General features: G+C 75.4%; 23 protein-coding genes and 1 pseudogene. 12 read left to right on the forward strand and 12 right to left on the reverse strand.

Going from position 1 to position 22291, the window contains the following annotated elements:
• Positions 1-29: 29 nt before the first annotated feature.
• Positions 30-725, forward strand: a complete 696-nt coding sequence (gene tsaB / locus K1J50_RS02630) for a tRNA (adenosine(37)-N6)-threonylcarbamoyltransferase complex dimerization subunit type 1 TsaB (RefSeq protein WP_220115872.1) — start codon at positions 30-32, stop codon at positions 723-725.
• Complete coding sequence (locus K1J50_RS02635; RefSeq protein WP_220115873.1) at positions 722-1243, forward strand: GNAT family N-acetyltransferase; 522 nt, start codon at positions 722-724, stop codon at positions 1241-1243. The genes tsaB and K1J50_RS02635 overlap by 4 nt, the downstream gene beginning before the upstream one ends.
• On the opposite strand, the gene K1J50_RS02640 is transcribed toward K1J50_RS02635, so the two are convergent.
• Entirely contained in the window at positions 1212-1484 is a 273-nt protein-coding gene (locus K1J50_RS02640; RefSeq protein ID WP_220115874.1) for a sulfurtransferase TusA family protein, read from the reverse strand. The two genes, K1J50_RS02635 and K1J50_RS02640, sit on opposite strands and share 32 nt — an antisense overlap.
• Before the next feature lie 75 nt (positions 1485-1559).
• Here K1J50_RS02640 and K1J50_RS02645 point away from each other — a divergent pair, with 75 nt between their 5' ends.
• The 5 genes from K1J50_RS02645 to K1J50_RS02665 all read left to right on the forward strand — a co-directional run bounded on the left by K1J50_RS02645 (position 1560) and on the right by K1J50_RS02665 (position 6096).
• Complete coding sequence (locus K1J50_RS02645) at positions 1560-2033, forward strand: MucR family transcriptional regulator (RefSeq protein WP_220115875.1); 474 nt, start codon at positions 1560-1562, stop codon at positions 2031-2033.
• 333 nt (positions 2034-2366) lie between these two features.
• On the forward strand, positions 2367-2858 hold the full coding sequence (locus K1J50_RS02650) for a Fur family transcriptional regulator (RefSeq protein ID WP_408869357.1): 492 nt from the start codon (positions 2367-2369) through the stop codon (positions 2856-2858).
• Entirely contained in the window at positions 2855-3733 is an 879-nt protein-coding gene (locus K1J50_RS02655) for a GNAT family N-acetyltransferase (protein ID WP_220115877.1), read from the forward strand. Before K1J50_RS02650 ends, K1J50_RS02655 begins: the two co-directional genes overlap by 4 nt.
• Before the next feature lie 102 nt (positions 3734-3835).
• The gene (locus K1J50_RS02660; protein ID WP_220115878.1) at positions 3836-5005 is read left to right on the forward strand and encodes an iron-containing alcohol dehydrogenase; all 1170 of its coding nucleotides are present in this window, start codon (positions 3836-3838) and stop codon (positions 5003-5005) included.
• Positions 5006-5106: 101 nt separating this feature from the next.
• Positions 5107-6096 carry a Bug family tripartite tricarboxylate transporter substrate binding protein gene (locus K1J50_RS02665; RefSeq protein WP_220115879.1) on the forward strand — a complete coding sequence of 330 codons (990 nt, stop codon included), beginning with the start codon at positions 5107-5109 and terminating at the stop codon, positions 6094-6096.
• A gap of 16 nt (positions 6097-6112) precedes the next feature.
• Here K1J50_RS02665 and K1J50_RS02670 read toward each other — a convergent pair whose 3' ends face one another.
• The gene (locus K1J50_RS02670) at positions 6113-6490 is read right to left on the reverse strand and encodes a hypothetical protein (protein WP_220115880.1); all 378 of its coding nucleotides are present in this window, start codon (positions 6488-6490) and stop codon (positions 6113-6115) included.
• A gap of 74 nt (positions 6491-6564) precedes the next feature.
• Between K1J50_RS02670 and K1J50_RS02675 the strand changes: the two genes are divergently transcribed.
• The gene (locus tag K1J50_RS02675; RefSeq protein WP_220115881.1) at positions 6565-9558 is read left to right on the forward strand and encodes an N-6 DNA methylase; all 2994 of its coding nucleotides are present in this window, start codon (positions 6565-6567) and stop codon (positions 9556-9558) included.
• A gap of 6 nt (positions 9559-9564) precedes the next feature.
• Here the strand turns inward: K1J50_RS02675 and K1J50_RS02680 are convergent, their stop codons facing one another.
• Together K1J50_RS02680 and K1J50_RS02685 are read right to left on the reverse strand one after the other, a co-directional pair.
• Positions 9565-10317 carry a potassium channel family protein gene (locus K1J50_RS02680; protein WP_220115882.1) on the reverse strand — a complete coding sequence of 251 codons (753 nt, stop codon included), beginning with the start codon at positions 10315-10317 and terminating at the stop codon, positions 9565-9567.
• Between the two features lie 61 nt (positions 10318-10378).
• Complete coding sequence (locus K1J50_RS02685) at positions 10379-11614, reverse strand: argininosuccinate synthase (RefSeq protein ID WP_220115883.1); 1236 nt, start codon at positions 11612-11614, stop codon at positions 10379-10381.
• Positions 11615-12697: 1083 nt separating this feature from the next.
• On the opposite strand from K1J50_RS02685, the gene K1J50_RS18930 reads away from it, so the two are divergent.
• Positions 12698-12826, forward strand: coding sequence for a hypothetical protein (locus K1J50_RS18930; protein ID WP_255574845.1), 129 nt, complete (start codon positions 12698-12700; stop codon positions 12824-12826).
• Positions 12827-12860: 34 nt separating this feature from the next.
• On the opposite strand, the gene K1J50_RS02690 is transcribed toward K1J50_RS18930, so the two are convergent.
• The 4 genes and pseudogenes from K1J50_RS02690 to K1J50_RS18940 form a co-directional block, all read right to left on the reverse strand.
• Positions 12861-13592, reverse strand: coding sequence for a superoxide dismutase (locus K1J50_RS02690; RefSeq protein ID WP_220115884.1), 732 nt, complete (start codon positions 13590-13592; stop codon positions 12861-12863).
• A 112-nt stretch (positions 13593-13704) separates the two neighbouring features.
• Entirely contained in the window at positions 13705-14772 is a 1068-nt protein-coding gene (locus tag K1J50_RS02695) for an ABC transporter substrate-binding protein (protein ID WP_220115885.1), read from the reverse strand.
• Between the two features lie 32 nt (positions 14773-14804).
• Complete coding sequence (locus K1J50_RS18935) at positions 14805-15245, reverse strand: TOBE domain-containing protein (RefSeq protein WP_369413506.1); 441 nt, start codon at positions 15243-15245, stop codon at positions 14805-14807.
• A gap of 230 nt (positions 15246-15475) precedes the next feature.
• Positions 15476-16138: pseudogene (locus K1J50_RS18940) on the reverse strand (ABC transporter ATP-binding protein); the annotation flags it as partial.
• Here K1J50_RS18940 and K1J50_RS02705 point away from each other — a divergent pair.
• Genes K1J50_RS02705 through K1J50_RS02715 form a run of 3 tightly spaced genes read left to right on the forward strand, consistent with a single transcriptional unit; the run spans position 16137 to position 18032 of the window.
• Entirely contained in the window at positions 16137-16457 is a 321-nt protein-coding gene (locus tag K1J50_RS02705) for a DUF883 family protein (RefSeq protein ID WP_220115886.1), read from the forward strand. The pseudogene K1J50_RS18940 and the gene K1J50_RS02705 sit on opposite strands and share 2 nt — an antisense overlap.
• 57 nt (positions 16458-16514) lie before the next feature.
• Positions 16515-16952, forward strand: a complete 438-nt coding sequence (locus tag K1J50_RS02710) for a phage holin family protein (protein WP_220115887.1) — start codon at positions 16515-16517, stop codon at positions 16950-16952.
• Positions 16953-16994: 42 nt separating this feature from the next.
• Entirely contained in the window at positions 16995-18032 is a 1038-nt protein-coding gene (locus K1J50_RS02715) for an enoyl-CoA hydratase/isomerase family protein (protein ID WP_220115888.1), read from the forward strand.
• Positions 18033-18049: 17 nt separating this feature from the next.
• Here K1J50_RS02715 and K1J50_RS02720 read toward each other — a convergent pair whose 3' ends face one another.
• The 4 genes from K1J50_RS02720 to K1J50_RS02735 form a co-directional block, all read right to left on the reverse strand.
• Entirely contained in the window at positions 18050-18955 is a 906-nt protein-coding gene (locus K1J50_RS02720) for an EamA family transporter (protein ID WP_220115889.1), read from the reverse strand.
• Positions 18956-19162: 207 nt separating this feature from the next.
• Positions 19163-20152, reverse strand: a complete 990-nt coding sequence (locus tag K1J50_RS02725) for a Bug family tripartite tricarboxylate transporter substrate binding protein (protein WP_220115890.1) — start codon at positions 20150-20152, stop codon at positions 19163-19165.
• Positions 20153-20322: 170 nt separating this feature from the next.
• The gene (locus K1J50_RS02730; protein WP_220115891.1) at positions 20323-21141 is read right to left on the reverse strand and encodes a phosphodiesterase; all 819 of its coding nucleotides are present in this window, start codon (positions 21139-21141) and stop codon (positions 20323-20325) included.
• 35 nt (positions 21142-21176) lie between these two features.
• The gene (locus K1J50_RS02735; protein WP_220115892.1) at positions 21177-22127 is read right to left on the reverse strand and encodes a glycosyltransferase family 2 protein; all 951 of its coding nucleotides are present in this window, start codon (positions 22125-22127) and stop codon (positions 21177-21179) included.
• Positions 22128-22291: the final 164 nt, after the last annotated feature.

Here is a 22291-nt window from a genome sequence, read left to right on the forward strand (position 1 = left end):
CTATCATCTCTCGCCGAACGGGAACAGCCATGCCCATCCTCGCCCTCGACGGTTCGCTCGCCCGCTGTTCGGCCGCGGTCCTGGACCGCAGCGGGAGGGTGCTGGCCGCGGCCGCCGAGGCGGCCGAGCGCGGCCACGCCACGCTGCTGCCGGTCTTCGCCGCGCGGGTGCTGGAGGAGGCGGGGCTGACGGCGCCGCGCCTGGCGGCCGTGGCGGTCGGCATCGGCCCGGGCGGGTTCACCGGCCTGCGCGCGGCGCTCGCGCTCGCGCAGGGCATCGCCTTCGGCGCCGGCGGGCTGCCGGTGATCGGCGTGACCACAGGCGAGGCGCTGGTCGCGGCGCTGAGCGAGGAGGAACGCCGCGGCCGCGCCGTCTGGGCTGCGCTCGACACCCGGCGCGGCCGGATCATGCTGGAGCACTTCGCGCCCGGCGCGGCGCTGCCGGAGGGGCCGCCGGCGCCGTTCGCCGAGCAGGACCTGCCGCATCCCCCGGGCCCGGTCGCGGTCGCCGGCGATGCCGCGCCCGCCGTCGCGGCGCGGCTGCTGGCGCGCGGCGCCGACGCCCTGCTGACCGGGGCGCGGCTGCCGGATGCGGTGGCGGTGGGCCGGGTCGCGCTGCTCCGGCTCGCCGGCCTCCTGCCGCCCCGCGCGGCGGAGGAGCCGCTCTACGGCGAGCCGCCCGCGGTGCGGACGCCGCAGCCTTCGCCGCCGGCGCCCGCGGCATGAGCGGGATCGCGAGGGAAGGCGCTGCGGTCCGGCGCGCGGCGGCCGCCGAGCTGGTCGCGGTCGGCGCCGAGGCGGCGCCGCTGCTCGCGGAGCTGCATCGCCGCGCCTTTCCGCCCGGCCAGTCCTGGGGCCGCGACGCCCTGGCGACCATGCTCGGCCTGCCCGGAACCTTCGCGCTGTGGGCGCGGGTGCCGGGCGGCGCGGAAGGGGGGGGACCGGCCGGCTTCGTGCTCGCGCGGGTCGCGGCGGAGGAGGCCGAGATCCTGACCCTCGCCGTCCTGCCCGAACGGCGCGGCGCGGGCATCGGCACGGCGCTGCTGCGCGGAGCCGCGACGGTCGCGGCGGCGCGCGGCGCGCGCACCCTGTTCCTCGAGGTCTCGGAGGCCAATGCCGCGGCGCGCGCCCTCTACGCCGCCGCGGGCTTCACCGGGCGCGGCCGGCGCCCGCGCTACTACGCCGACGGCAGCGACGCGCTGGTGCTCGGCCTCAGCCTGCCTTGCGGATCAGCAGCCGGGTGATGCCGTCCTCGCCGTCGCGGAGCGCGAGCACGCGATGGCCCTGTTCGGCGGCGGCGCGGGGCACGTTCTCGCGCGGCTCGGCGCCGCGCAGCAGGACCAGGAGCAACTGCCCCGGTTGCATCCGGTCCAGCTCCAGCCGGGTGCGCACGAAGGTCATCGGACAAGTCTCTCCGGTGATGTCGAGCCGGCGATCGGCCGCCTCTTCTTCGGGTTTCAATCCCGGCGAAATCTCGCAATTCATGACCGGCCTGCCGTTGCGGAAAATCTGCGTCCGTGCATATGGTGCGCCATAGAGGGAGGCGAAGAGGATTCGACCATGTCTGACACCGGCCCCAAGGCTGACCTTCTTGGACTGACGGCGGAGATCGTCGCGGCCCATGTCTCCAACAATTCGGTGGCGCTCGCGGATCTGCCCAACCTGATCCAGGAGGTCTACCGGACCCTGTCCAGCATCGGGCAGCCGCAACCGCAGCAGCCGGAACGGCCGCAGCCCGCGGTGCCGATCAAGAAGTCGGTCACGCCCGACTACCTGATCTGCCTCGAGGACGGCAAGAAGCTGAAGATGCTCAAGCGGCATCTGAAAACCGCCTACAATATGACACCGGAACAGTATCGCGAGCGCTGGGGCCTGCCGCCCGACTACCCGATGGTGGCGCCGAACTACGCCAAGCACCGCTCCGCCCTGGCCAAGAAGATCGGGCTCGGCACCAAGCCGCGGACCGCTCCGGGCCGCCCGGCCGGCCGCGGCGGGCGAGGCAAGGCGTCCGCCGCGGCCGCGCCCTCGGCCTGAACCTGGCCGCGCGGGCGGCGGGGTGCGCGAGCCCGGCCGCGACCCGGCCTCGCGGAAGGGCACCGCCGGTGGCCCTCCGCACGGCGGGCGTCTATGGTCGGCGTTCGCTCGCCAGGCGGCTGGAGGGCGGCGCGCCGGCAGTCCCGTCGGCCGCGCTCGCCGAAGCCGCCACCGGCGCGCCAGGAGAGACCACCCGGCACCGGCATGGACACCCGCCCTGAGCCCCCGAAGCCTGCCGCGACTCCGGCGCGCGCCGCGCGCGGCGCGGCCTCCGGCCCGCCCCGGACCGAAGCGTCCCGCATCGAACGTCTCTGCGTCGAGCGAGGACTGAAGATGACGGGACAGCGGCGGGTGATCGCGCAGGTGCTGTCCGAGGCCACCGACCACCCGGACGTCGAGGAGCTCTATCGCCGCGCACGGGCGCGCGACGCGCGGATCTCGATCGCCACCGTCTATCGCACCGTGCGGCTGCTCGAGGAGGTCGGCATTCTCGAGCGGCGCGACTTCGGCGGCGGCCGCGCGCGCTACGAACCGACCGAGCACGGCCACCACCATCACCTGATCGACATAGACACCGGCCGGGTGATCGAGTTCGAGGCTGCCGCGCACACGGCGCTGGCGCGGGAGATCGCCGCGCGGCTCGGCTTCGAGCTGGTCGGCGACCGGGTGCAGCTGTTCGGCCGCCGGCGCGCCGACGCCGCCTCGCCGCCGGCCGAGGGCGCCGACGCGCGGCCGGAGGCCGCGCCGCCCCCGGCGGACGGCGCGGCGCGGTCCGCGGCGCGGGAAGGCCGTCCGGCCCGGGCGGGCCGGGGCCGCACCCCATGACCCGGCCCCTCGCGCCGCCTCCCGGCCCGCGCGCGCCCGGCGACGCCGGCGAAGACGCGTCCCTCGCCGCCTCGTCCGGCTTCGGCGAGCTGCGGGCGGGCAATCTCGGCGTGCGCATCGCCGAGACCGCCGCCGAGCTGGATGCCGCCCTCGCCCTGCGGTACCGCGTCTTCTACGAGGAGTGCGGCGCGCGCCCCGACGCCACGACCGCCGCCACGCGGCGCGATCGCGACGAGTTCGACGCGGTCGCCGATCACCTGCTCGTCGTGGACCACGACCGCGGTCCGGGCGCGGAGGGCGTGGTCGGCACCTACCGCCTGATCCGCCGCCCGGCCGCGGCGCGGATCGGCCGCTTCTATTCCTCCTCCGAGTACGACATCTCGCGGCTCGAGGCCTATCCCGGCAACATCCTCGAGCTCGGCCGCTCCTGCGTGGATGCCACCTACCGCACGCGCGCGGCGCTGCAGCTGCTCTGGCGCGGGATCGCGGCGTACGTGTTCCGGCACCGCATCGACCTGATGTTCGGCTGCGCGTCGCTGCCGGGCACCGACCTCGACGCGCTGGCCGCGCAGCTCACCTATCTGCACGCCAACCACCTGGCGCCCGAGGCGCTGCGCCCCCGCGCCCTGCCCGAGCGCTACGTCGAGATGCGCCGGCTCGACCCGGCCGCGCTCGACGCGCGCGCCGCGCTGAACGCGCTGCCGCCGCTGATCAAGGGCTATCTGCGCCTCGGCGGGTTCGTCGGCGACGGGGCGGTGCTCGATCACCAGTTCAACACCACCGATGTCTGCGTCGTGGTGAAGACCGACCTGGTCACCGACAAGTACTACCGCCACTACGAGCGCGTCGCGGGTGGGCGCGACCCGGCGGAGTAGCGCGCGGCGCCGCTCGTCCCGGCTCCCTCCGGCGCGCGTGTGACAACCGGCGCGCGTCCGCGTAGCCTCGCCCCGTGCGCCGCGCAGGGAGGGCTCGGGACGATGCAGGCCGGAACCTACCGTTACCCGCCGATGGAGCGCGTCATCTACGGCCGCCCCTTCGCCGCGGCGCTGGCGGAGGAGGCCGCGCGCCTCGGCGCCCGCGCCGTGTTCCTGATGGCGAGCGGCACGCTGGCGCGCGAAACCGACCTGTTGCGCCGCGCCGAGGCGGCCCTCGGGGGACGGCTTGCCGGCGTGTGGACGCACATGGGCGCGCACTCGCCGCGCCCCGACGTGGTCGCCGCCGCCAACGCGGCGCGGGCGGCGCGGGCGGATCTGATCGCCACCCTCGGCGGCGGCTCGGTGACCGACGGGGCGAAGATGGTCGGCCTCTGCCTCGGCAACGGCGTGACCGAGCCGGCGCAGCTCGACGCCTTCGCCGCCCGCCTCGGCCCGGACGGCACGCCGATCCGCCCGCCCGCGGAGCCGGCGCCGCTGCCCATCGTCGCCATCCCGACCACGCTCTCCGCCGGCGAGTTCTCCGCCCTCGCCGGCTGCACCGACCCCTCGCGCCAGGTGAAGCAGAGCTTCGCCCACCCGACGATGATGCCGCGCGTCGTCATCCTCGACCCGGAAGCGACGGTGCACACGCCGGAGTGGCTGTTCCTCTCCAGCGGCATCCGCGCGGTGGACCATGCGGTGGAGGACCTCTGCTCCCCCGATGCCCAGCCCCTCTCCGACGCCGCCGCACTGCACGCGCTGCGGCTGCTCGCGCGCGGCCTGCCGGCGGTGCGCGCGAACCCCGCCGACCTCGCGGCGCGGCTCGACTGCCAGCTCGGCGCCTGGCTCTCGATGGCCGGCGCCCAGGCGGGCGTGAGGAAGGGGGCGAGCCACGGCATCGGCCACGTGCTCGGCGGCACCGCCGGCGTGCCGCACGGCTACACCTCCTGCGTCATGCTGCCGCACGTGCTGCGCTTCAACGCCCCGGTCAACGCGCCGCGCCAAGCGCTGGTGAGCGAGGCGCTGGGCCGCCCCGGCATGGCGGCGGGCGATGCGGTGGCGGAGCTGATCGCCGGGCTCGGCCTGCCGCGGCGGCTGCGCGATCTCGGCGTGCCGGCGGCGCTGCTCGACCGCATCGCCGCGGAGTCCATGCACGACCGCTACATCCCGGCCAATCCGCGGCCGATCGCCAGTGCGGCGGTGGTGCGCCACCTGCTCGACCTCGCCTGGTAGCGGGCGGCGGGCGTGCCTGCGGGGCGGCAGGCCGTCGCCGCCGCCCTCCCGGGCGTGCTAGCATTCAGAAAACACACAAGCAGGGAAGGGAGGCCGTCCCCATGCACACCACGCCTGTCCCGCGCCGCGCCCTCGCCGCCCTGGCCGCCGGCGCGCTCGCCGGCGGGCTGCGCCCCGCCGCCGTGCGCGCGCAGGAGCAGAACTGGCCGACGCGGACCATCACCCTGATCGCCCCCTATCCGCCGGGCGGCACCACCGACCTCTCGGCGCGGCCGCTGGCGCAGAAGCTGAGTGAGCTGCTCGGCCAGTCGGTGGTGGTGGAGAACCGCGCCGGCGCCGGCGGCAGCATCGGCGCCGCGGCGGTCGCGCGGGCCGCGCCGGACGGCTACACGCTGCTGCTGTTCCCGACCGCGATCATGACCATCAGCCCGCACATCATGACGCTGCCCTACGACCCGGCCACCGCCTTCACGCCGGTGGCGATGGTGAGCGTCGCCTACGGCATCGTCGCCGCGCACCCTTCGGTGCCCTTCCGCGACGTCGCCGGCCTGATCGCCTACGCCAAGGCGCATCCGGGCCAGCTCCGCTTCGGTTCGGCGGGCAACGGTACCATCACCCAGCTTTCCGGCGAGCTGTTCGCCGACGCCACCGGCATCCGCATCGAGCACGTGCCCTATCGCGGCTCGGCGCCCTCGCTCACCGACCTGCTCGCCAACCGCGTGCAGCTCCTGTTCGACCCCGTCGCCATCCCGGCGATCCGCGAGGGGCAACTGATCGCGCTCGCCACCAACGCGCCGGCGCGCAACCCGCAGCTTCCCGACGTGCCGACCCTGCGCGAGCTGGGGCTCGAGCGCGCCGAGGCGATCCCCTGGTTCGGCCTCGCCGCGCCGGCGGGGCTGCCGCAGCCGATCCTCGCCCGCCTCACCGCCGCGGTCGAGCGGGCGCTCGCCGCGCCCGAGGTGGCGCGGGCGATGGAACCGATGGGCCTGACGCCGGCCTTCGAGGCCGGCGCGGCCTTCGCCGAGCGCATCCGGCGGGAGCGCGAACGCTACGGCGCGCTGGTGCGCCGCATCGGGGCACGGGCGCAGTAGCGGGGCGGGAAGGGGCTCAGCGCGGCGGGGCGGGGGCGGGGCGCTGCGCCGCCGCCTCCGCCGCGGCGTCCTCGGCCTCGTAGAGCCGCGCCATCTCCTTCTCGAAGGCCGCGCGCAAGGCCTCCGCCTCCCCGGGCGGCAGCCAGGTGCGGCTGATCGAGTGGAACCGCATCTCCGCCAGCGCCGCCCGGGTCAGGTCGCGGAAGGGCAGCCGCTCCGCCGCCTGCACGCGGGCGAGGGTGGCGTGCAGCTCGGCGCGCAGGCGCGCAACGAATTCCGGCGGCGCCTCCTCCTCGCCCCGCGGCGGCGGGGCGGCGCCGCCTCCGGCCTGGTCGAAGAGGTCGGGCTGGGGGGCGAACAGGTCGCCCTGGCGGCCGAGTCGCGTTCCGTGCATGGCGGCATCCTAGCCGGTCCCGGGCGGCGCGGGCAGGCTTGCCGATCACGCCGGCGCGACGCCATCCTTGTTCCATGCCCGAATCCTGGCGCCAGCGGCGTCTGCCGGAAATCGTCGCCGAGCTCGCCCGCCGGCCGGGGCACAACAATGTCGCGGCCCTGGTGCAGGAGATCCTCGCCAACGGCCTCGGCGTCGCCTATCGCGAGATCGAGCACGAGGTCCGGCTGGAGGCCGTGCAGGGCCGCGCCGACATGCTGTTCGGCGCCACCGTCTTCGAGTTCAAGAGGGACCTGCGGCGCGAGATGCCGGACGTGCAGGCGCGCCTGCCGGACTACCTCGCGGAGTGCGAGGCCCGGCAGCGCCGCAGCTACGTCGGCATCGCCACCGACGGCGCCGAGTTCGTCGCCTTCGAGTTGCGCGACGGCGCGCTCGCCGAGATCGGCCGCCACCGCACCCGGCCCGAGGACGGCGCCGCCCTCCTCGCCTGGCTCGAATCCGCCGTCTCCGACCGCACGGCGCTGCCGCCCGACCCGCTCACGGTCCGCCGCGAGCTGGGGCGCGAGAGCCTCGCCTTCGGCCGCGCCATGGGGCGGCTCGAGGCGCTCTGGGCGCGCCTCAAGGACCATCCGGAGGTGCGGCTGAAGCGCCAGCTCTGGGACGGTCTGCTGCGCGTGGTCTATGGCGCCGAAACCGGCGACGATTCGCTGTTCCTCCAGCACACCTACCTCACCATCGTCACCAAGACGATGGCGACGCGCGTCCTCGCCCTCGACATCGAGCGGCTCGACGCCGCCGACATCCTCTCCGGCGCGGCGCTGCGCGCGGACGGCATCCACGGCGCCGTCGAGAGCGACTTCTTCGACTGGGTGCTGGAGGAGGCGGAGGGGCGCGACCTGGTGCTGCGCCTCGCCCGCCAGACCGCGCGCTTCGACCTGCCGCGCGCCGAGGTGGACGTGCTCAAGGCGCTCTACGAGAGCCTGATCGACCGGCGCGACCGCCACGGCCTCGGCGAGTACTACACGCCCGACTGGCTCGCGGCGCGCCTCGTCGCACGGGCGATCGAACGGCCGCTCGAGAGCCGCGTGCTCGATCCGGCCTGCGGCTCCGGCACCTTCCTGTTCCACGCCATCCGCCGGCTGCGCGCGGCGGCGCGGGAGGCCGGCTGGACGCCGGCGCGGGCGCTCAAGGCGTGCGAGGAGCAGGTGCGCGGCGTGGACGTGCATCCCGTCGCGGTGATCATCGCCCGCGTGACCTGGCTGCTCGCGCTCGGCGAGGACGTGGCGCGGCGCGAGGGCGACCTGCACGTGCCGGTGTTCCTCGGCGATTCCATGCAGTGGGCGCGCCAGCAGGCGGTCGGCGCGACCTACATGGAGGTGAGCGTGCCGGAGGGCCGCCCGCTGCGCGTGCCGGAGGGCCTGGCGCGCGACCCCGCGCTCTACGACCGCGGCGTGCGCGAACTGGCCGACGGGCTGGCGGAGGGCGTGGAGGAGGCGGCCATGGCGCGGCGCCTCGCCCGCATCCCCGGCGTCGCGCCGGAAGACGCGAAGGCGATGGCCGCCACCTACGCGCAGGTGCTGGCCCTCTACCGCGAGGGGCGGGACGCGATCTGGCCCTTCGTGCTGCGCAACCTGGCGCGGCCGCTCTGGCTCGCGCGCCCGGACCAGCGGGCGGAGGTGGTGATCGGCAATCCGCCCTGGGTCGCCTACCGGCACCTCTCGGCGGAGATGAAGCCGCGGGTGAAGGAGGCGCTGGAGCGGATGAACCTGTGGGTCGGCGGCGCGCTGGCGACGAACCAGGACCTCGCGGCGCTGTTCTGGGCGCGCTGCGCGCAGCGCTACCTGAAGCGGGGCGGGACCATCGCCTTCGTCATGCCGCGCTCGGCGCTGACCGGGCCGGTCTTCGCCGGGCTGCGCGCCGGCGACCTGCGCGACGTGCATGTGCGGATCGAGGAGGCGTGGAGCCTCGACAACCAGGACGTCTCGCCGCTGTTCCCGGTGCCGGCCTGCGTGCTGATCGGCCGGCGCGACGCGCAGGGGCCGCCGCCCGACCGGATATGGCGGGCCGTCGGCGACCTGCCCGCGCGCGACGCGACGGCGGCGCAGGCGGAGCGGGCGCTGCGCTGGCGGCGCGAGCGGTGGCCGGAGCTGCGGACGCTGACCGCGAACTCGCCCTACCGGGCGCGATTCAGGCAGGGCGCGACGATCGTGCCGCGGCGATTCTTCCTGGTCACGCGCGAGACCGGCGGGCGGCTCGGCGTGAACCGCGCCGCGCCGCGGGTGACGGGGCGGACCGGCGCGCTCGACAAGCACCCCTGGAACGCGGTGGCGCCGCCGAGCGGGCCGGTGGAGATCGGATTCCAGCGCCCGGTGCTGCTCGGCGAGGGCATCGCGCCGTTCCGGCTGCTGCCGCGCGAGGTGCTGGGGGTGATCCCGATGGAGGAGGACGGCACGATCCTCGATGCGCGCGCCGCCGCCAACGCCGGCTACCGCCACCTCGCCGCCTGGCTGCGCGACATCGAGGCGAAATGGGCCGCGCACGCGAAGCGGCGCCCTGACGGGCGGTTGCGGATGACGCTCACCGAACGGCTGGATCACCAGCGCGGGCTTTCACAGCAGGCACGGCCGGCGCCGCTGCGGGTCGTTTACGCCGCGTCGGGCATCCTGCCCGCCGCGGCGATTCTGGACGACCGGACCACGATCGTGGAGCACGCGGCCTACTGGGCTCCGGCGCGCAACATGAGCGAGGCGCGTTACCTGGCCGCGATCCTGAACAGCGAAACCACCCGCGCCGAGGTCGCGCATCTGCAACCGCGCGGCGAGGGCGGCGCGCGGCACTTCGACAACCTGGTCTGGGAACTCCCCATTCCCCTCTACGACAGCGCCCTCCCGCTGCACCGCGATCTCGCCGCCGCGGCCGAGCGGGCGGAGCGCGTCGCCGCCCGCGTCGCACTGGACGAAGCCGCGCACTTCACCGGCCAGCGCCGCGCCATCCGCGCCGCCCTTGCCGCGGACGGCATCGCCGCCCGGCTCGACGCCCTCGTCGCCCGCCTGCTCGGCGGCGGAGGCTGATCCCGCTCAGCCGCCCTCGTCCGGGATGTTGAGCAGCGCGCCGCAGGCCTTGCAGTGCACCGCGTCCGGCTCGTGCCGCTGCAGGCCGCAGCTCGGGCAGGGGAAGCGCACCTTCACCGGCCGGAACAGCGCCTGGGCGAGGCGCAGGAACAGCGTCACCCCCGCGAGCATGATCACCACCGAGAGCAGCCGCCCGGCCAGCCCGGGCAGCGTGATGTCGCCGAAGCCCGTGGTGGTGAGCGCGGTGACGGTGAAGTACAGCGCGTCCACGTAGTTGGCGATCTGCGGGTTGGTGCGGTGCTGGGTCTCGAACACCACCCCGCTCATGACGAACACGAAGACCACGAGGTGCGCGGCGGCGAGCGTCGCCTCCTCGTTGCGGCGGAAGAAGGGAAGGTCGCTGCGCAGCGACCCGATCAGCCGCACCGAATGCAGCAGCCGCAGCGTGCGCAGCACCCGGAGGAAGGCGAACGCCCCCTGCAGCAGCGGCGCGAGCAGCAGGGAGAGGATGGCGAGCAGATCCGCCAGGTTGACCGGCCGGACCAGCGTCCGCCACGGCCGCCCGCTCGCCGCCAGGCGCATCCCGAACTCGCCGAGGAGCACGAGGCCGAACAGCGCGTCCACGGTCAGCTCGAACGCGCCGGGCGGCACGAAGGAGGCGCCGACGATCCAGGCGATGCTGGCGACGTCGAGCGCGAGCAGGCCGTAGCGGAAGCGCTTCGCGTCCGGGCTCGGCGCGTCGTAGAGGTGGCGCAGCACGGCGCGGAGGCCGTGTGGGCGCGAGGGTCCGGCCGCTGCCATCCGCGCCGCGCGGGGGAGGCTACAGGGCGCCCCCCTTGCGGCCGGCCATCGCCGCCAGCCGCAGCCTGAGCGCGTTGAGCCTGATGAAGCCCTGCGCGTCGGCCTGGTCGTAGGCGCCCTGGTCCTCCTCGAAGGTGACGTGCTTCATCGAGTAGAGGCTGTTCGGCGAGCGCCGCCCGGTGACGATCACGTTGCCCTTGTAGAGCTTGAGCCGCACCTCGCCGCTCACGCTCCGCTGGCTCTCGTCCACCAGCGCCTGCAGCATCCGCCGCTCCGGCGAGAACCAGAAGCCGTAATAGACCAGCTCGGCGTATTTCGGCATCAGGCTGTCCTTGAGGTGCGCAGCCTCGCGGTCGAGCGTGATGCTCTCGATCGCGCGGTGCGCGACGTGCAGGATGGTGCCGCCCGGCGTCTCGTAGCAGCCGCGCGACTTCATGCCGACGAAGCGGTTCTCCACCAGGTCGAGCCGCCCGATTCCGTTGCGCCTGCCCAGCTCGTTGAGCTTCGCGAGCAGCGCCGCGGGGGAGAGGCGCTCGCCGTTCACTGCCACCGGATCGCCGCGCTCGAATTCCACGGTGATCTCCTCCGGCCGGTCGGGCGCGTCCTCGGGACGGACGGTGCGCTGCCAGACGATCTCGTCCGGCTCCACCCAGGGGTCCTCGAGGATCTTCCCCTCGGAGGAGGAGTGCAGCAGGTTGGCGTCGACGCTGAACGGCGCCTCGCCGCGCTTGTCCTTGGCGATCGGGATCTGGTGCGCCTCGGCGAACTCGAGCAGCCTGGTGCGCGAGGTCAGGTCCCACTCCCGCCAGGGGGCGATCACCTTCACGTCGGGCTTCAGCGCGTAGTAGCTGAGCTCGAAGCGCACCTGGTCGTTGCCCTTGCCGGTCGCGCCGTGCGCCACGGCGTCGGCGCCGGTCCGCTCGGCGATCTCGATCTGGCGCTTGGCGATCAGCGGGCGGGCGATCGAGGTGCCGAGCAGGTAGAAGCCCTCGTAGAGGGCGTTGGCGCGGAACATCGGGAACACGAAGTCGCGCACGAACTCCTCGCGGAGGTCGTCCACGAAGATGTTCTCCTCCCTGATGCCGAGGAGGCGCGCCTTCTCGCGCGCCGGCCCCAGCTCCTCGCCCTGGCCGAGATCGGCGGTGAAGGTGACGACCTCGCAACGATAGGTGGTCTGCAGCCACTTGAGGATGACCGAGGTGTCGAGGCCGCCGGAATAGGCGAGCACGACCTTCTTCACGTCCTTCACGCGCATCGTGGATTCCCTGGATCGAACGGCGCCGGCTGGGGCAAGGCCGCCCGGGCCGCCGCGGCGGGCGGCGGGCGCAGGCGCGGCCAAGCCCGCGGGAGCGCGGACCATGCCCGCGCGTCCCTTTTGCCGCAAGCGGTCCACGGTCCACGTATGGTTCCCTTACTCAACCGGTCTCGCGCAAGGTGGAGGTGCGCTGCGTACGCTTCCATGGCGACGGGTAGCCTTGGCTTTGCTGGCCACGGAAACCGCCAGCAGTCTGGTAAGCCGCGCCTTTCCCCCCAGTCCCTCGCCACCCCCGCCGCTCCGCCCCCGGAAGGGCGACAAAGCCGCTCGCCCTCGCGGCGGCCGCCCCCTGGAATCCGGTTGCCCCCCCTTTCCCCGGCGGATGGCCGCGCCGACTGCCGGGTTTTCCTGCTGCGGCCCCTCCTGCGCGCCCTCGCCTACCGCCACCGCCGGGGCGGCTGCGACTGCCGCCTCCCCGCCCGCGTTCCTCGGCCGCAAGGGGCGGCCAGGAGAGCGTGTCGGCGCCGCGCCGGACCGGCCGCTCGGCGCCGGCTGCGCCCGCGTCGTGGTGCCGGGCGGCCGCTTCTGGCACGGACCGCACGCCGCCCGCCGCACCTAAGACTGGGCTCACGGCCGGGCGCCGAACCTGGGGAAAGCGGCGACATGCCGCCGCATCCGCCTGTCCGACCCCTCAACCACGCCGGCTGCGGCATGCTGCGGTTCGACCAAGACCCCGCCACCGACGAGACCGAGGCCAGTGCGGCTCGGAGCGCGAGGCGCTGGTCGCGCTGCGCGCCCCGGGCTAGCGGCGGATCGTGGCGGACCGGCGGTTGCACGGGGCCGGGAACGCGCTGCAGGGGCCTGTTCGTCCCGGGACTGACGGACGCGGGCCATCGCGGCCGCCGTGCACCGGCTGACCTGCGACCGAGCCCTCCCCGGGCGTTCGCGGACCTGCGCCGCCTCATCGGCGCGGCGCGCGGCTCGAACGCCCGCATCGTGGCGGCGACGTTCGCCGACGACCCGTTCGCCCCCGATCCCGACGGTAGGCAGCGCTGTTTCGGGCCCGCGTCTGCCCGCGGATCGGTGTCTTTCCTCGAGCGCCCGCAGGATTTCTCCGGCCACGGCGCCGGCGCCGACTGGCGGTTCCCGCTGCGCTACGGCGCCTGCCTGCTGGACTTCGCGGAGGGGCGGGTCGCGCGCTGCGGCGGCTGAGGCCAGGCGGCGGCCCGCGCCGGCCGCGCGGCGGTCAGACGCCCAGCGTTCCCGCCTTGGCCGCGGCGTAGCGCGCCGCGACCTTCTCCCAGTTCACCACGTTCCACCACGCCGCCAGGTAGTCGGCGCGGCGGTTCTGGTACTTCAGGTAGTAGGCGTGCTCCCAGACGTCGTTGCCCATCAGCACGCGCCCGCCCTCCATCAGCGGCGTGTCCTGGTTGGGGCGCGTCACGATGGCGAGCCTGCCGCCGCGGTCCACCGTGACGAACACCCAGCCGCTGCCGAACACCCGCAGGCCGGCGGCGTTGAAGTCGGCCTTCATCCTGTCGAAGCCGCCGAGGTCGCGCTGGATCGCCTCCGCCAGCTCGCCCGAGGGGGCGCCGCCGCGCCCGCCCATGATCTCCCAGAACATGGAATGGTTCGCATGGCCGCCGCCGTTGTTGCGCAGGGCGGTGCGGACCGCCTCCGGCGCCTCGCCGAGCCGCGCCAGCAGGTCCGGCAGCGGCAGCCGCGCGAGCTGCGCATGATCCCGCAGCGCGGCGTTGAGGTTGCTCACATAGGCCGCGTGGTGGCGGCCGTGGTGGATCTCCATCGTCTGGGTGTCGATGTGCGGCTCGTTCGCCGACGGGGGGTAAGGCAGGGGCGGCAGGCTGAACGGGCCGGCGGGGGGCGCGGCCTGCGCCCGGGCGGCGCGCGGCGCGGCCCACGCCGTGGCGAGGCCGGCGGCCCCGCGCAGCAGCGATCGGCGGTCGAAGGCGATGGTCATGGCGCTGTCGTCCCTCCCAGGAACCGCCGCGCCGCGCAGAGGACGGCCGGCGGCGGCTGCCGATGATACCGCCGCGATGCCCTGCGGCGCCATCGCCGCCCGATCGCCGGCATCACCCGCCGAGCCACCGCTCGAAGCGCCGGGTCAGCGCGTCGAGGTGGGCGGCCCAGAACGCGTCGCTGATCCGCAGCCCCTGGTCGAGGTGCGCGGTCGGCAGCCGCTGGGCGACCTGCGGCGGCAGGCGCTCGTTCACGCCGCGCGCGGTCATGCCGTAGGGGATGCGCGGCGGCAGCTCCGCCTGCACCTCCGGCCGGCCGACGAAGCGCAGGAACTCGAGGGCCTGCGCGCGGTTCGGGCTGTCCTTCATCACCACCCAGAAGTCCATCGCGAACAGGTGCCCGGACCAGCGCAGGCCGAGATCGCGTCCGCCCCCGGCGTTCGCCGCCCAGATCCGCCCGCTGTAGGCGGCGCCGAGCGTGACCTCGCCGCTCGCCAGCCAGAGCGGCGACTGCGAGCCGCGCTCCCACCACCCCAGCGCCTCGCGGATCGAATCGAGGCGCGCGAAGGCCCGCTCCACGCCGGCGCGGGTGCCGAGCAGGCGATAGACCTCCCCCGGCGGGACGCCGTCGCCGAGCAGCGCGATCTCGAGCGTCGTCCTCGGTCCGCGGCGCAGCGCGCGCCTGCCGGGGAAGCGGCGGGTGTCGAACAGGTCCGCCCAGCCGCGCGGCGCGGCGTCCTCGGGCAGCCGCGCCCGGTCCCAGGCGAGCACCAGGCTGGAGAGGACGGCGCCCACGCCGCAGGGGTGCACGGCCTCGGGAACATAGGCGTCGCGGCCGCCGATCGCGTCCCAGTCGAGCGGCTCGAACAGGCCTTCCGCCGCGCCGAGGAGGAGCTCGTGCCCCTCGACCTGCACCACGTCCCAGGTGTTGGCCCCGGAGGCGACCCGCGCGCGCAGCACGCCGATGCCGCCGTCCCAGGTCTCCTCCAGGATGCGGGTGCGGGTCCGCTGCGCGAAGGGCCGGAAGAAGACCTCGCGCTGCGCGTCCTGGTAGGCGCCGCCCCAGGAGACGATGGTCAGGTCGCGCGCCTGCGCCGCGGCCCGGCCGAGCAGCGGCGGCCCGGCCGCCGCAACCGCCGCTGCCGCCCCGCTGCCCAGTACCAGCCCGCGACGTCCCGGCATCGTTCCCGCCGCACTTCCCGACCTGGAACAGATTAGCCGCTTTCGAGCCGGAACGCGCGCGCATTCGCGGCCTGCCAGGCGACCGAGACCTGCGTGCCGGGAGGGGGCGGCAGCGGGCCCGCCGCCGGGCGTTTGGCGACGATCTCCCCGCGGTCGCCGAGCGAGACCTTCAACCGCACATGGTCGCCGAGGAAGATGCTGTCCATCACCATCGCCGCCAGCGCCGCGCCCTCCTCGCCGAACTCGCGCGCCGGGACGGCGGCGACGGCGACGCGCTCCGGCCGCACGGCGACGAGGCAGCGGCTGCCGGGCCCGCCGGCGTCCGCCGCCCGCGCCTCCACCTCCAGCCCGACGTCGAGGCGCACGCGGCACTCGCCGGGCTCCTCGCCCGGACCGACCACGGTGCCGGGGAGCAGGTTGTTCTCGCCGACGAAGCCGGCGACGAAGGCGTCCGCCGGCTCCTCGTAGAGCACGCGCGGCGCGGCGAGCTGGCGCAGCCGCCCGCGAGCACCGCGATGCGGTCGGCGAGCGTCATCGCCTCCCGGCAGTCCCGGGTGGCGTACAGCATGGCCACGCGGAGGCGCCGCTGCAGCGCGCGGAGCCCGAGCCGCATCTCCTCGCGCACGGCCGCGTCGAGCGCGCCGAGCGGCTCGTCGAGCAGCACGATCGGCGGCTCGAACGCCAGCGCGCGGGCGAGGGCCACGCGCCACTGCTCCGCTCCCGAGAGCTGGCCCGGCCTGCGGTCGCCGAGGCCCTCGAGCCGCAGCAGGGAAAGCGCGCGCCGCACCCGCGCCGTGCGCTCGGCCCGGCCCATCCCGCGCGCGGCGAGGGGGAAGGCGATGTTCTCCGCCGCCGTCATGTGCGGGAACAGGGCGCAGCGCCGGAACACCGCCCCGATCCCGCGCCGCCGCGGCGGCAGGGCGGTGATGTCGCGGCCGTCGAGCAGGACGCGCCCGGCGGCCGGCCGCTCCAGCCCGGCGAGCATCCTCAGCGCCGTCGTCTTGCCCGCGCCGGCGGGGCCGAGCAGGGCCAGCAGCTCGCCCCGTTCCACCGCCAGGTCGAGGCCGTGCACCGCCGGCGGCACGGGGGGCGGCGCATACTCCTTGCGCACGCCCTCGAACCGCACCAGCGCCGCCGCCGGCCTCGCCGGGCCATCCTCACCCGCTCCTGATCGCGCGGCGCGCACGCTCTCTTCCGCCTCGCGCCGCGTCAAGCCGGACCGGCCGCGCGGCGCCGCGCACGCGCGGGGGAACCGGGACGGGAGGGGCGCGTTGACCGGGCAACGTTGCCTGCAGGGAAGGAGCGCGCTCGTGTCCCAGAACGTCGGAGGATCGCCGAACACCGCTTCCGCAATGCGCGAGGACATGCGCGAGGTCAGGGACCGGGCCGCGGCCGGCGCGAGCCGCGTCGCCGAGGACGCGCGCGAGGAGCTCGCCCGGCTGCGCGCCCAGGTGGAGAAGCTGATGCAGGAGCGCGTCACCCCTGCCCTCGCCGGCGCGGCCGAGACGGTGGAGGACTACGCCACGCGGGCGCGCGAAACCATAGAGCAGCAGGCGGACGCGCTCTCCAGCACGGTGCGCGAGCGGCCGCTGATGGCGGTGGGGATCGCCGCGCTCGCCGGCTTCCTGATCGGGCGGCTGACCAGCGGCACGACCTACGTCTATCCCTCCTCGGACCGGCGCTGACCGCGCGGCGCGGGCGCCGGCCGAACCGGTTCGGACAGCGCGGCAAGGGATCGGACGATGCGGATCCTGCGCCTGCTTCGGCTCGCCGCGGAAGCGGAGCGGCTGCGCCTGCGGCGCATGGGCCGCGGCTACGCGATCCAGGCGGGCCTCGGCGCCGCGGCGGCGCTGTTCGGGCTGATGCTGCTGGCGATGGTGCATCTCGCCCTCTGGGCGGCGCTCAGCACGCCGGAGCGCGGGCCGGCCTGGGCGGCCGTGATCGTCGCCGCGGGCGACCTGGTGCTGGTTGCGCTGTTCGGCTTCCTGGCCCGCCGCCGTCCCCGCGACCCGATCGAGGCCGAGGCGCTGCGCGTCCGCCAGGACGCGCTGCGGCAGGTGACCGACGCCGGCGCCCGGATGATCATGATCGCGCCGCTGCTGCGCAGCCAGTCGGCGAAGAAGGGGCTGATCGGCGCGGCGGTGACCGCCGTGGTGATCGGGTTGCTCTCGCGCAAATGAGCGGCTAACCGCATCCCCGGGGTCCGCCCGAGGGGAGCGCGCATGTCCGACAGCAGCACGACGGAACCGAGCGTGATCGCCCGCCGCGAGGGCGCGGCGGGCACCATCCTGATGAACCGGCCCCGCGCCCTGAACGCGCTCGACCTCGGCATGGTCCGGGCCCTCGCCGAGGTGGTCGCCGCCTGGCGCGACGACCCCGCGGTGCGGCTGGTCGTGCTGGAGGGCGCGGGAGGGCGCGCCTTCTGCGCCGGCGGCGACGTGCGGCGCATCCGCGAGCTGGTGCTGGCCGGCGATTGCGCGGGGGTGGAGGCCTTCTTCGCCACCGAGTACGGCATGAACCTCGGCATCGCGCGCTTCGGCAAGCCCTGGGTGTCGCTGATCGACGGCGTCTGCATGGGCGGCGGCATCGGCGTCTCGGTGCACGGCAGCCACCGCGTCGTGACCGAGCATGCGCTGCTCGCCATGCCGGAGACGGCGATCTGCCTCTTCCCCGACGTCGGCACCTCCTACGTCCTGCCGCGCCTGCCCGGGCGGATCGGGCTGTGGCTGGCGCTGACCGGGGCGCGGCTCCAGGGCGCGGACTCGGTGCATGCCGGCCTCGCCACGCACTACGTCCCGCGCGAGCGGCTGCCCGCGCTGCGCGCGGCGCTGATCGCGGAGGGAGAGGCCGATCCGGTGGTCGCGCGCTTCGCCGAGGCGCCGCCGCCGCCCTCCTTCGCCCCGCACCGCGCGGCGATCGAGCGCTGCTTCGGCGCCGGCTCGGTGCCGGCGATCCTCGCCGCGCTCGAGGCCGAGGGCACGGACTGGGCGCGCAAGCAGATCGCGATCCTGCGCCGCATGTCGCCCACCGCGCTGTTCGTCGCGCACGAGCTGCTGCGCCGCGGCGCCAGGCTGACGCTCGAGCAGTGCCTGGAGCTGGAGCTGGCGCTGACCCGCACCGTCACGCGCCACCCCGACTTCGCCGAGGGCGTGCGCAGCGTGCTGGTGGACAAGGACGGCAATCCACGCTGGACGCCGCCGACCATCGAGGAGGTGGACCCGGCCGCGATCGCCGCGCTGTTCCCGCCGGAGAAGGGCTGAACGCCCGCCCCGGCGCCTCAGCGCCCGAGGAGCACCAGGACCACGCCGGCGACCACCACCAAGGCGCCGGCGATGTCGCTGCGCGTCGGCGATTCGCGCAGGTACCAGCGGCTGAAGGCCAGGGTGAACAGGATCTCCACCTGGCCCACCGCGCGCACCATCGCCACCGGCGCCAGCGCGAAGCCGGTGAACCAGCAGGCCGAGCCGCAGGCGGAAAGGGCGCCGGCCTGCGCGCTGGTGCGCCAGGTGGCGAAGACGGCGCGGAGCTGTTCGGGCTCGCGCCACAGCAGGTAGCCGCCCTGCATCAGCGTCTGCATGACGTTGGTCACGACCAGCGACTGCAGCGCGTTCAGCACCAGCTCCGTCCCGCCCAGCGCGTGGTTCGCGCCCTTGACGCAGACCGCGGTGAAGGCGAAGCAGAACCCCGAGCCGAGGCCGAACAGCGCCGCCGGCTGCACGGTGGCGGCGAGGATCTCGCGCAGTCCCCGCGCCCGTCCGGCGAGCGAGAGGTGGAGCGTGCCGGCGACGCAGACCCCGATGCCGCACCAGGCGAGCGGCGAGAGCCGCTCGCCGAGCAGGAGCAGCGCGATGACCGCGCCCTGCACCGCCTCGGTCTTGGCGTACGCCGTGCCGACCGCGAAGCCGCGCGGTTCGAAGGCCATGATCAGCAGGTTGGTGCCGAGGATCTGGAGGATGCCTGCGCCGGCGCACCATAGCAGGAACCCGGCGCCCATCGGCCGCGGCGCGGTCCCGGACAGCGCGAGGTAGAGGAGGAGGATCGCCGCTCCCACCGGCACGCCGTAGAGATAGCGCACCACCCCTGCGGCATTGACCGAGAGCTGGCCGCGCAGCCGCTGCTGGAGCGCGGTGCGCCAGGTCTGGAACAGGGCGGCCGCCAGCGTCGCCGCGAGCCAGAGCGGCATCAGGGGGACCCCGCGGCGGGACGGAACGCGCGGCTGCGGCTGCGGCCGGCGCGGAGGCGTGCGGCAGGCGGCGGCATGGCGGTGCGGCTGTCCCCCGGTCCGCGCAGCATGGCCCGCCGCGCGGCGCCGCGCCAGGGCGTCGCGCGCCGCTTCCGCCGCCGCGGCGGCCCGGCCGGCGGCATCAGGCCGCCGCTCCGGCGCGTCGCCTCAGTTCACGTCGAGTTGCAGCCCCTCGCGCCGGATCACCGCGCTCCACTTTTCGATCTCCGCGCGCACGAAGCGCAGGAACTCCTCCGGCGACATGCGCAGCGGCATGCCGCCGAGCTCGGCGAAGCGGCGCCTCGTCTCGGGCAGGTCGAGCCAGGCGTTGACCTCGGCGTTCAGCGTGCGCACCGCCTCCGCCGGCAGTGCGGCGGGGCCGAACAGGCCGAACCAGGTGTTCACCTCGTAGGAGGCGAACTCCGGCATGGTCTCGCGCAGCGCCGGCACGTCGGGGAGCTGCGGGCTGCGCTCCCGGCTCGTCACCGCCAGCGCGCGCGCCCGGCCGGCGCGGATCAGCTCGATCACGCCGGTCAGGTTGTCGAACAGCAGCGCCACGTCGCCGGCGAGCAGGCCGGTCTGGGCCGGGGCGGACCCGCGGTAGGGCACGTGGATCGCCTGTGTTCCCGAGAGCTGCGTGAACCACACGCCGGAAAGGTGCGGGCTCTGCCCCACGCCCGTCGAGCCGTAGCTGATCCTGCCCGGGTTGGCCTTCAGCAGCGCCACCAGCTCCGGGATGGTGCGCGCCTGGATCGCGGGGCCCGCCACCAGCACGTTCGGCCCGGCGATGGTGCCGGCGATGCAGGCGATGTCGTCCGGCCTGTAGGGCAGGTTGCGGAACAGCGAGTAGGCGATGCTCTGCGGCCCGATGTTGCCGTGCATCAGGGTCGTGCCGTCGGGGCGGGAGCGGACCATCTCGAGCGTGCCGATCGTGCCCCCGCCGCCGGCCCGGTTCTCGACCACGAAGGGCGTGCCCCAGCGCGCCTGGAGATGCTGCGCGATCAGCCGCGCCATGACGTCGGTGGTGCCGCCCGCCGCGGCCGGGACGATGATCCGCGCCTGCTGGCCGGGGCGCCAGGACTGCGCCGCCGCCGGGGCGGGCGCCGCGGCGGCGAGCGGCAGGGCGAGCGCGGCACGGCGCGGGATGCGGAGCGGCATGGCGTCCTCCCGGTGTCCTGTGCCGCCGAGCATGCCGCACCTTGGCGCGGCGCGCCAGCCGCCCGGCGCCGGGGCCGCTTCCGCCCGACCGTGCGCGCGGCAACGGCTCCGACCATCGTCCGCGGAGCCGATCCGCGCTTCCGGCCGTTTCCAGCCGTCCGCGACCGGCCCTAGAGGTCGAACCGCGCCGTCGTGTCGAGGAAGTCGTGCGTGTGCACCACCACCTCCTCGCCGCTCACCCGTACCAGCGCGTAGGCGGGCGGCTCGTGGCTGCCCGGCACCGTCGTCCGCGCCCCGAGGTCGAGCGCCACCTGATGGCTCGTGCCGCGCAACGAGGAGAAGGGAATGCCGCGCCAGGACCCCGCGAAGGGCCGGTGCAGGTGGCCGTGGAGGATATGGCGGATGCGGGCGCGGTGCGGCGCCAGCACCGCCCACAGCGCCTCCGGATCGCGCAGCCGGATGCGGTCCATCCCGGCGATGCCGGAGCGCGCCGGCGGGTGGTGCAGCGCGAGGAACACCGGCGCCTGCGGCTCCTCCGCCAGCCGCTCCGCGAGCCAGTCGAGGCGCCGCGCGCAGAGCACGCCCGCGGCGGTCCCCGGCTCGTGCGTGTCGAGCAGCAGGAAGCGCCCGGCCGGCGTCGCGAAGGCGCTCTGCACGAAGCCGTGGGCGTCCGCCGGCGCCTCGGGGAAGGCGGCGCGGAACAGCGCGCGGTGGTCGTGGTTGCCGAGCAGCAGATGCACCGGCATCGGCAGCGGCGCGAGGATCTCGCGCAGCAGCGGGTAGGATTCCTCCCACCCGTCATGCGCCAGGTCGCCGGTGACCAGCGCGAAGGCGGCGGGCGCCGGCCCGTCCGGGGCATGGCGGCGCACGATGTCGGCCACCGCCGCGCGCAGCCGCGCGGCGGGATCGAGGCCGTAGAGGCGCTGCCCCGGCGGCACCAGGTGCGGATCGGTCAGGTGCAGGAAGCCGAAGGGCTGGCTCGTGCTCATCGCGTCCTCTCCCGCCTTGCGCGCGCCGCACGGCCTCAGCCCGTCCGTCCGTCCGCGCGGACGGCGCCGCCGCGCCCGGCCTCCGCGAGCCAGGCGAGCGTCGCCGCGCCGGCGGCGAGATCGGCGAGCAGCTTGCTCCCCCGCGCCGTCGCCGCGTGGCCCAGCGCCTTCGCCGCGTGCCGGCCGAGCTGCCGCAGCGCCTCGGCCCGCGCCGCCTCCGGGCCGTGGTGCTTCCGCGCGAAGCGCAGCCGCGACCGCGCCATGTGGTACGCCTTGCGCCAGACGATGCGCGCGGAGGGCGCGGAGGAGCGGCCGCCGGCGTGGGCGACCGCCGCCTCCGGCACCAGCACCACGCTCCGCCCGCGCGCGATCGCCTGCGCACAGAGGTCGTCGTCCTCGTAGTAGAGGAAGTACCCCTCGTCGAAGCGCAGCCAGGAGGCGGCATCGTCCCGGCGCACCAGCATCGCGGCGCCGGAGACGTACCAGGTGCAGATCGGCCCCTCCGGCCAGGGCTCGGCGTCGCGGTCGCGCGACAGGAGGCGGCGGCGGTGCTGCGCGGCGTTCCAGGAGTGCACGGCCCGCCCTTCGGGGTGGCGCGGATCGGGCGCCTCGCGCAGCGTCGGGGCAAGGATCGCGGCGTCCGGAAAACGGTCCGCCGCGGCGACGAGCGCCGCGACCGCCGGCGCCGAGATTCGCACGTCGGGATTGACGAGGAAGGCGAATTCCGTCTCGACGGCGCCGAGGCCGAGGTTGCAGCCGGCCCCGAAGCCGCGGTTGGCCGGCGCGCGCAGCAGCCGCAGCCCGGCGCGGCCCGAGGCGGCGACCGCCTGCGCCGTGCCGTCGCCGCTCGCGTTGTCCACCACGATCACGCGTAGGCCTTCCGGGCAGGCCGCGAGGAAGCCGCCGATCACGGCGGCGCTGTCATGCGTGACCGTGACCGCCGTCACGCGCCGGAGCGCGGCGGCGGCCGCGGCGTGGTCCTGCATCCGCCTCCCTCGCGACACCCCAGGAGGGGGCGTCAAATCACGGCCTCGCCGCACCGCGCAAGGGGCGCGCCGGCACCGAGGGGGGTAGCGGGCCGACCGGCCCGGCCCCCCTCTGCCCTTGACCCAGGTCAATGCGCCCTCCGGCCGGATGGCGCCCTTGGGGC

The organism is Caldovatus aquaticus, assembly GCF_019458025.1.
GTDB lineage: Bacteria > Pseudomonadota > Alphaproteobacteria > Acetobacterales > Acetobacteraceae > Caldovatus > Caldovatus aquaticus.

Excerpts from the sequence above, each read along its gene's own strand:
- tsaB (WP_220115872.1), top strand. The coding sequence starts at position 30 with ATGCCCATCCTCGCCCTCGACGGTTCGCTCGCCCGCTGTTCGGCCGCG.
- K1J50_RS02635 (WP_220115873.1), top strand. The coding sequence starts at position 722 with ATGAGCGGGATCGCGAGGGAAGGCGCTGCGGTCCGGCGCGCGGCGGCC.
- K1J50_RS02640 (WP_220115874.1), bottom strand. The coding sequence starts at position 1,484 with ATGAATTGCGAGATTTCGCCGGGATTGAAACCCGAAGAAGAGGCGGCC.
- K1J50_RS02645 (WP_220115875.1), top strand. The coding sequence starts at position 1,560 with ATGTCTGACACCGGCCCCAAGGCTGACCTTCTTGGACTGACGGCGGAG.
- K1J50_RS02650 (WP_408869357.1), top strand. The coding sequence starts at position 2,367 with ATGACGGGACAGCGGCGGGTGATCGCGCAGGTGCTGTCCGAGGCCACC.
- K1J50_RS02655 (WP_220115877.1), top strand. The coding sequence starts at position 2,855 with ATGACCCGGCCCCTCGCGCCGCCTCCCGGCCCGCGCGCGCCCGGCGAC.
- K1J50_RS02660 (WP_220115878.1), top strand. The coding sequence starts at position 3,836 with ATGCAGGCCGGAACCTACCGTTACCCGCCGATGGAGCGCGTCATCTAC.
- K1J50_RS02665 (WP_220115879.1), top strand. The coding sequence starts at position 5,107 with ATGCACACCACGCCTGTCCCGCGCCGCGCCCTCGCCGCCCTGGCCGCC.
- K1J50_RS02670 (WP_220115880.1), bottom strand. The coding sequence starts at position 6,490 with ATGCACGGAACGCGACTCGGCCGCCAGGGCGACCTGTTCGCCCCCCAG.
- K1J50_RS02675 (WP_220115881.1), top strand. The coding sequence starts at position 6,565 with ATGCCCGAATCCTGGCGCCAGCGGCGTCTGCCGGAAATCGTCGCCGAG.
- K1J50_RS02685 (WP_220115883.1), bottom strand. The coding sequence starts at position 11,614 with ATGCGCGTGAAGGACGTGAAGAAGGTCGTGCTCGCCTATTCCGGCGGC.
- K1J50_RS02690 (WP_220115884.1), bottom strand. The coding sequence starts at position 13,592 with ATGACCATCGCCTTCGACCGCCGATCGCTGCTGCGCGGGGCCGCCGGC.
- K1J50_RS02695 (WP_220115885.1), bottom strand. The coding sequence starts at position 14,772 with ATGCCGGGACGTCGCGGGCTGGTACTGGGCAGCGGGGCGGCAGCGGCG.
- K1J50_RS02705 (WP_220115886.1), top strand. The coding sequence starts at position 16,137 with ATGCGCGAGGTCAGGGACCGGGCCGCGGCCGGCGCGAGCCGCGTCGCC.
- K1J50_RS02710 (WP_220115887.1), top strand. The coding sequence starts at position 16,515 with ATGCGGATCCTGCGCCTGCTTCGGCTCGCCGCGGAAGCGGAGCGGCTG.
- K1J50_RS02715 (WP_220115888.1), top strand. The coding sequence starts at position 16,995 with ATGTCCGACAGCAGCACGACGGAACCGAGCGTGATCGCCCGCCGCGAG.
- K1J50_RS02720 (WP_220115889.1), bottom strand. The coding sequence starts at position 18,955 with ATGCCGCTCTGGCTCGCGGCGACGCTGGCGGCCGCCCTGTTCCAGACC.
- K1J50_RS02725 (WP_220115890.1), bottom strand. The coding sequence starts at position 20,152 with ATGCCGCTCCGCATCCCGCGCCGTGCCGCGCTCGCCCTGCCGCTCGCC.
- K1J50_RS02730 (WP_220115891.1), bottom strand. The coding sequence starts at position 21,141 with ATGAGCACGAGCCAGCCCTTCGGCTTCCTGCACCTGACCGATCCGCAC.
- K1J50_RS02735 (WP_220115892.1), bottom strand. The coding sequence starts at position 22,127 with ATGCAGGACCACGCCGCGGCCGCCGCCGCGCTCCGGCGCGTGACGGCG.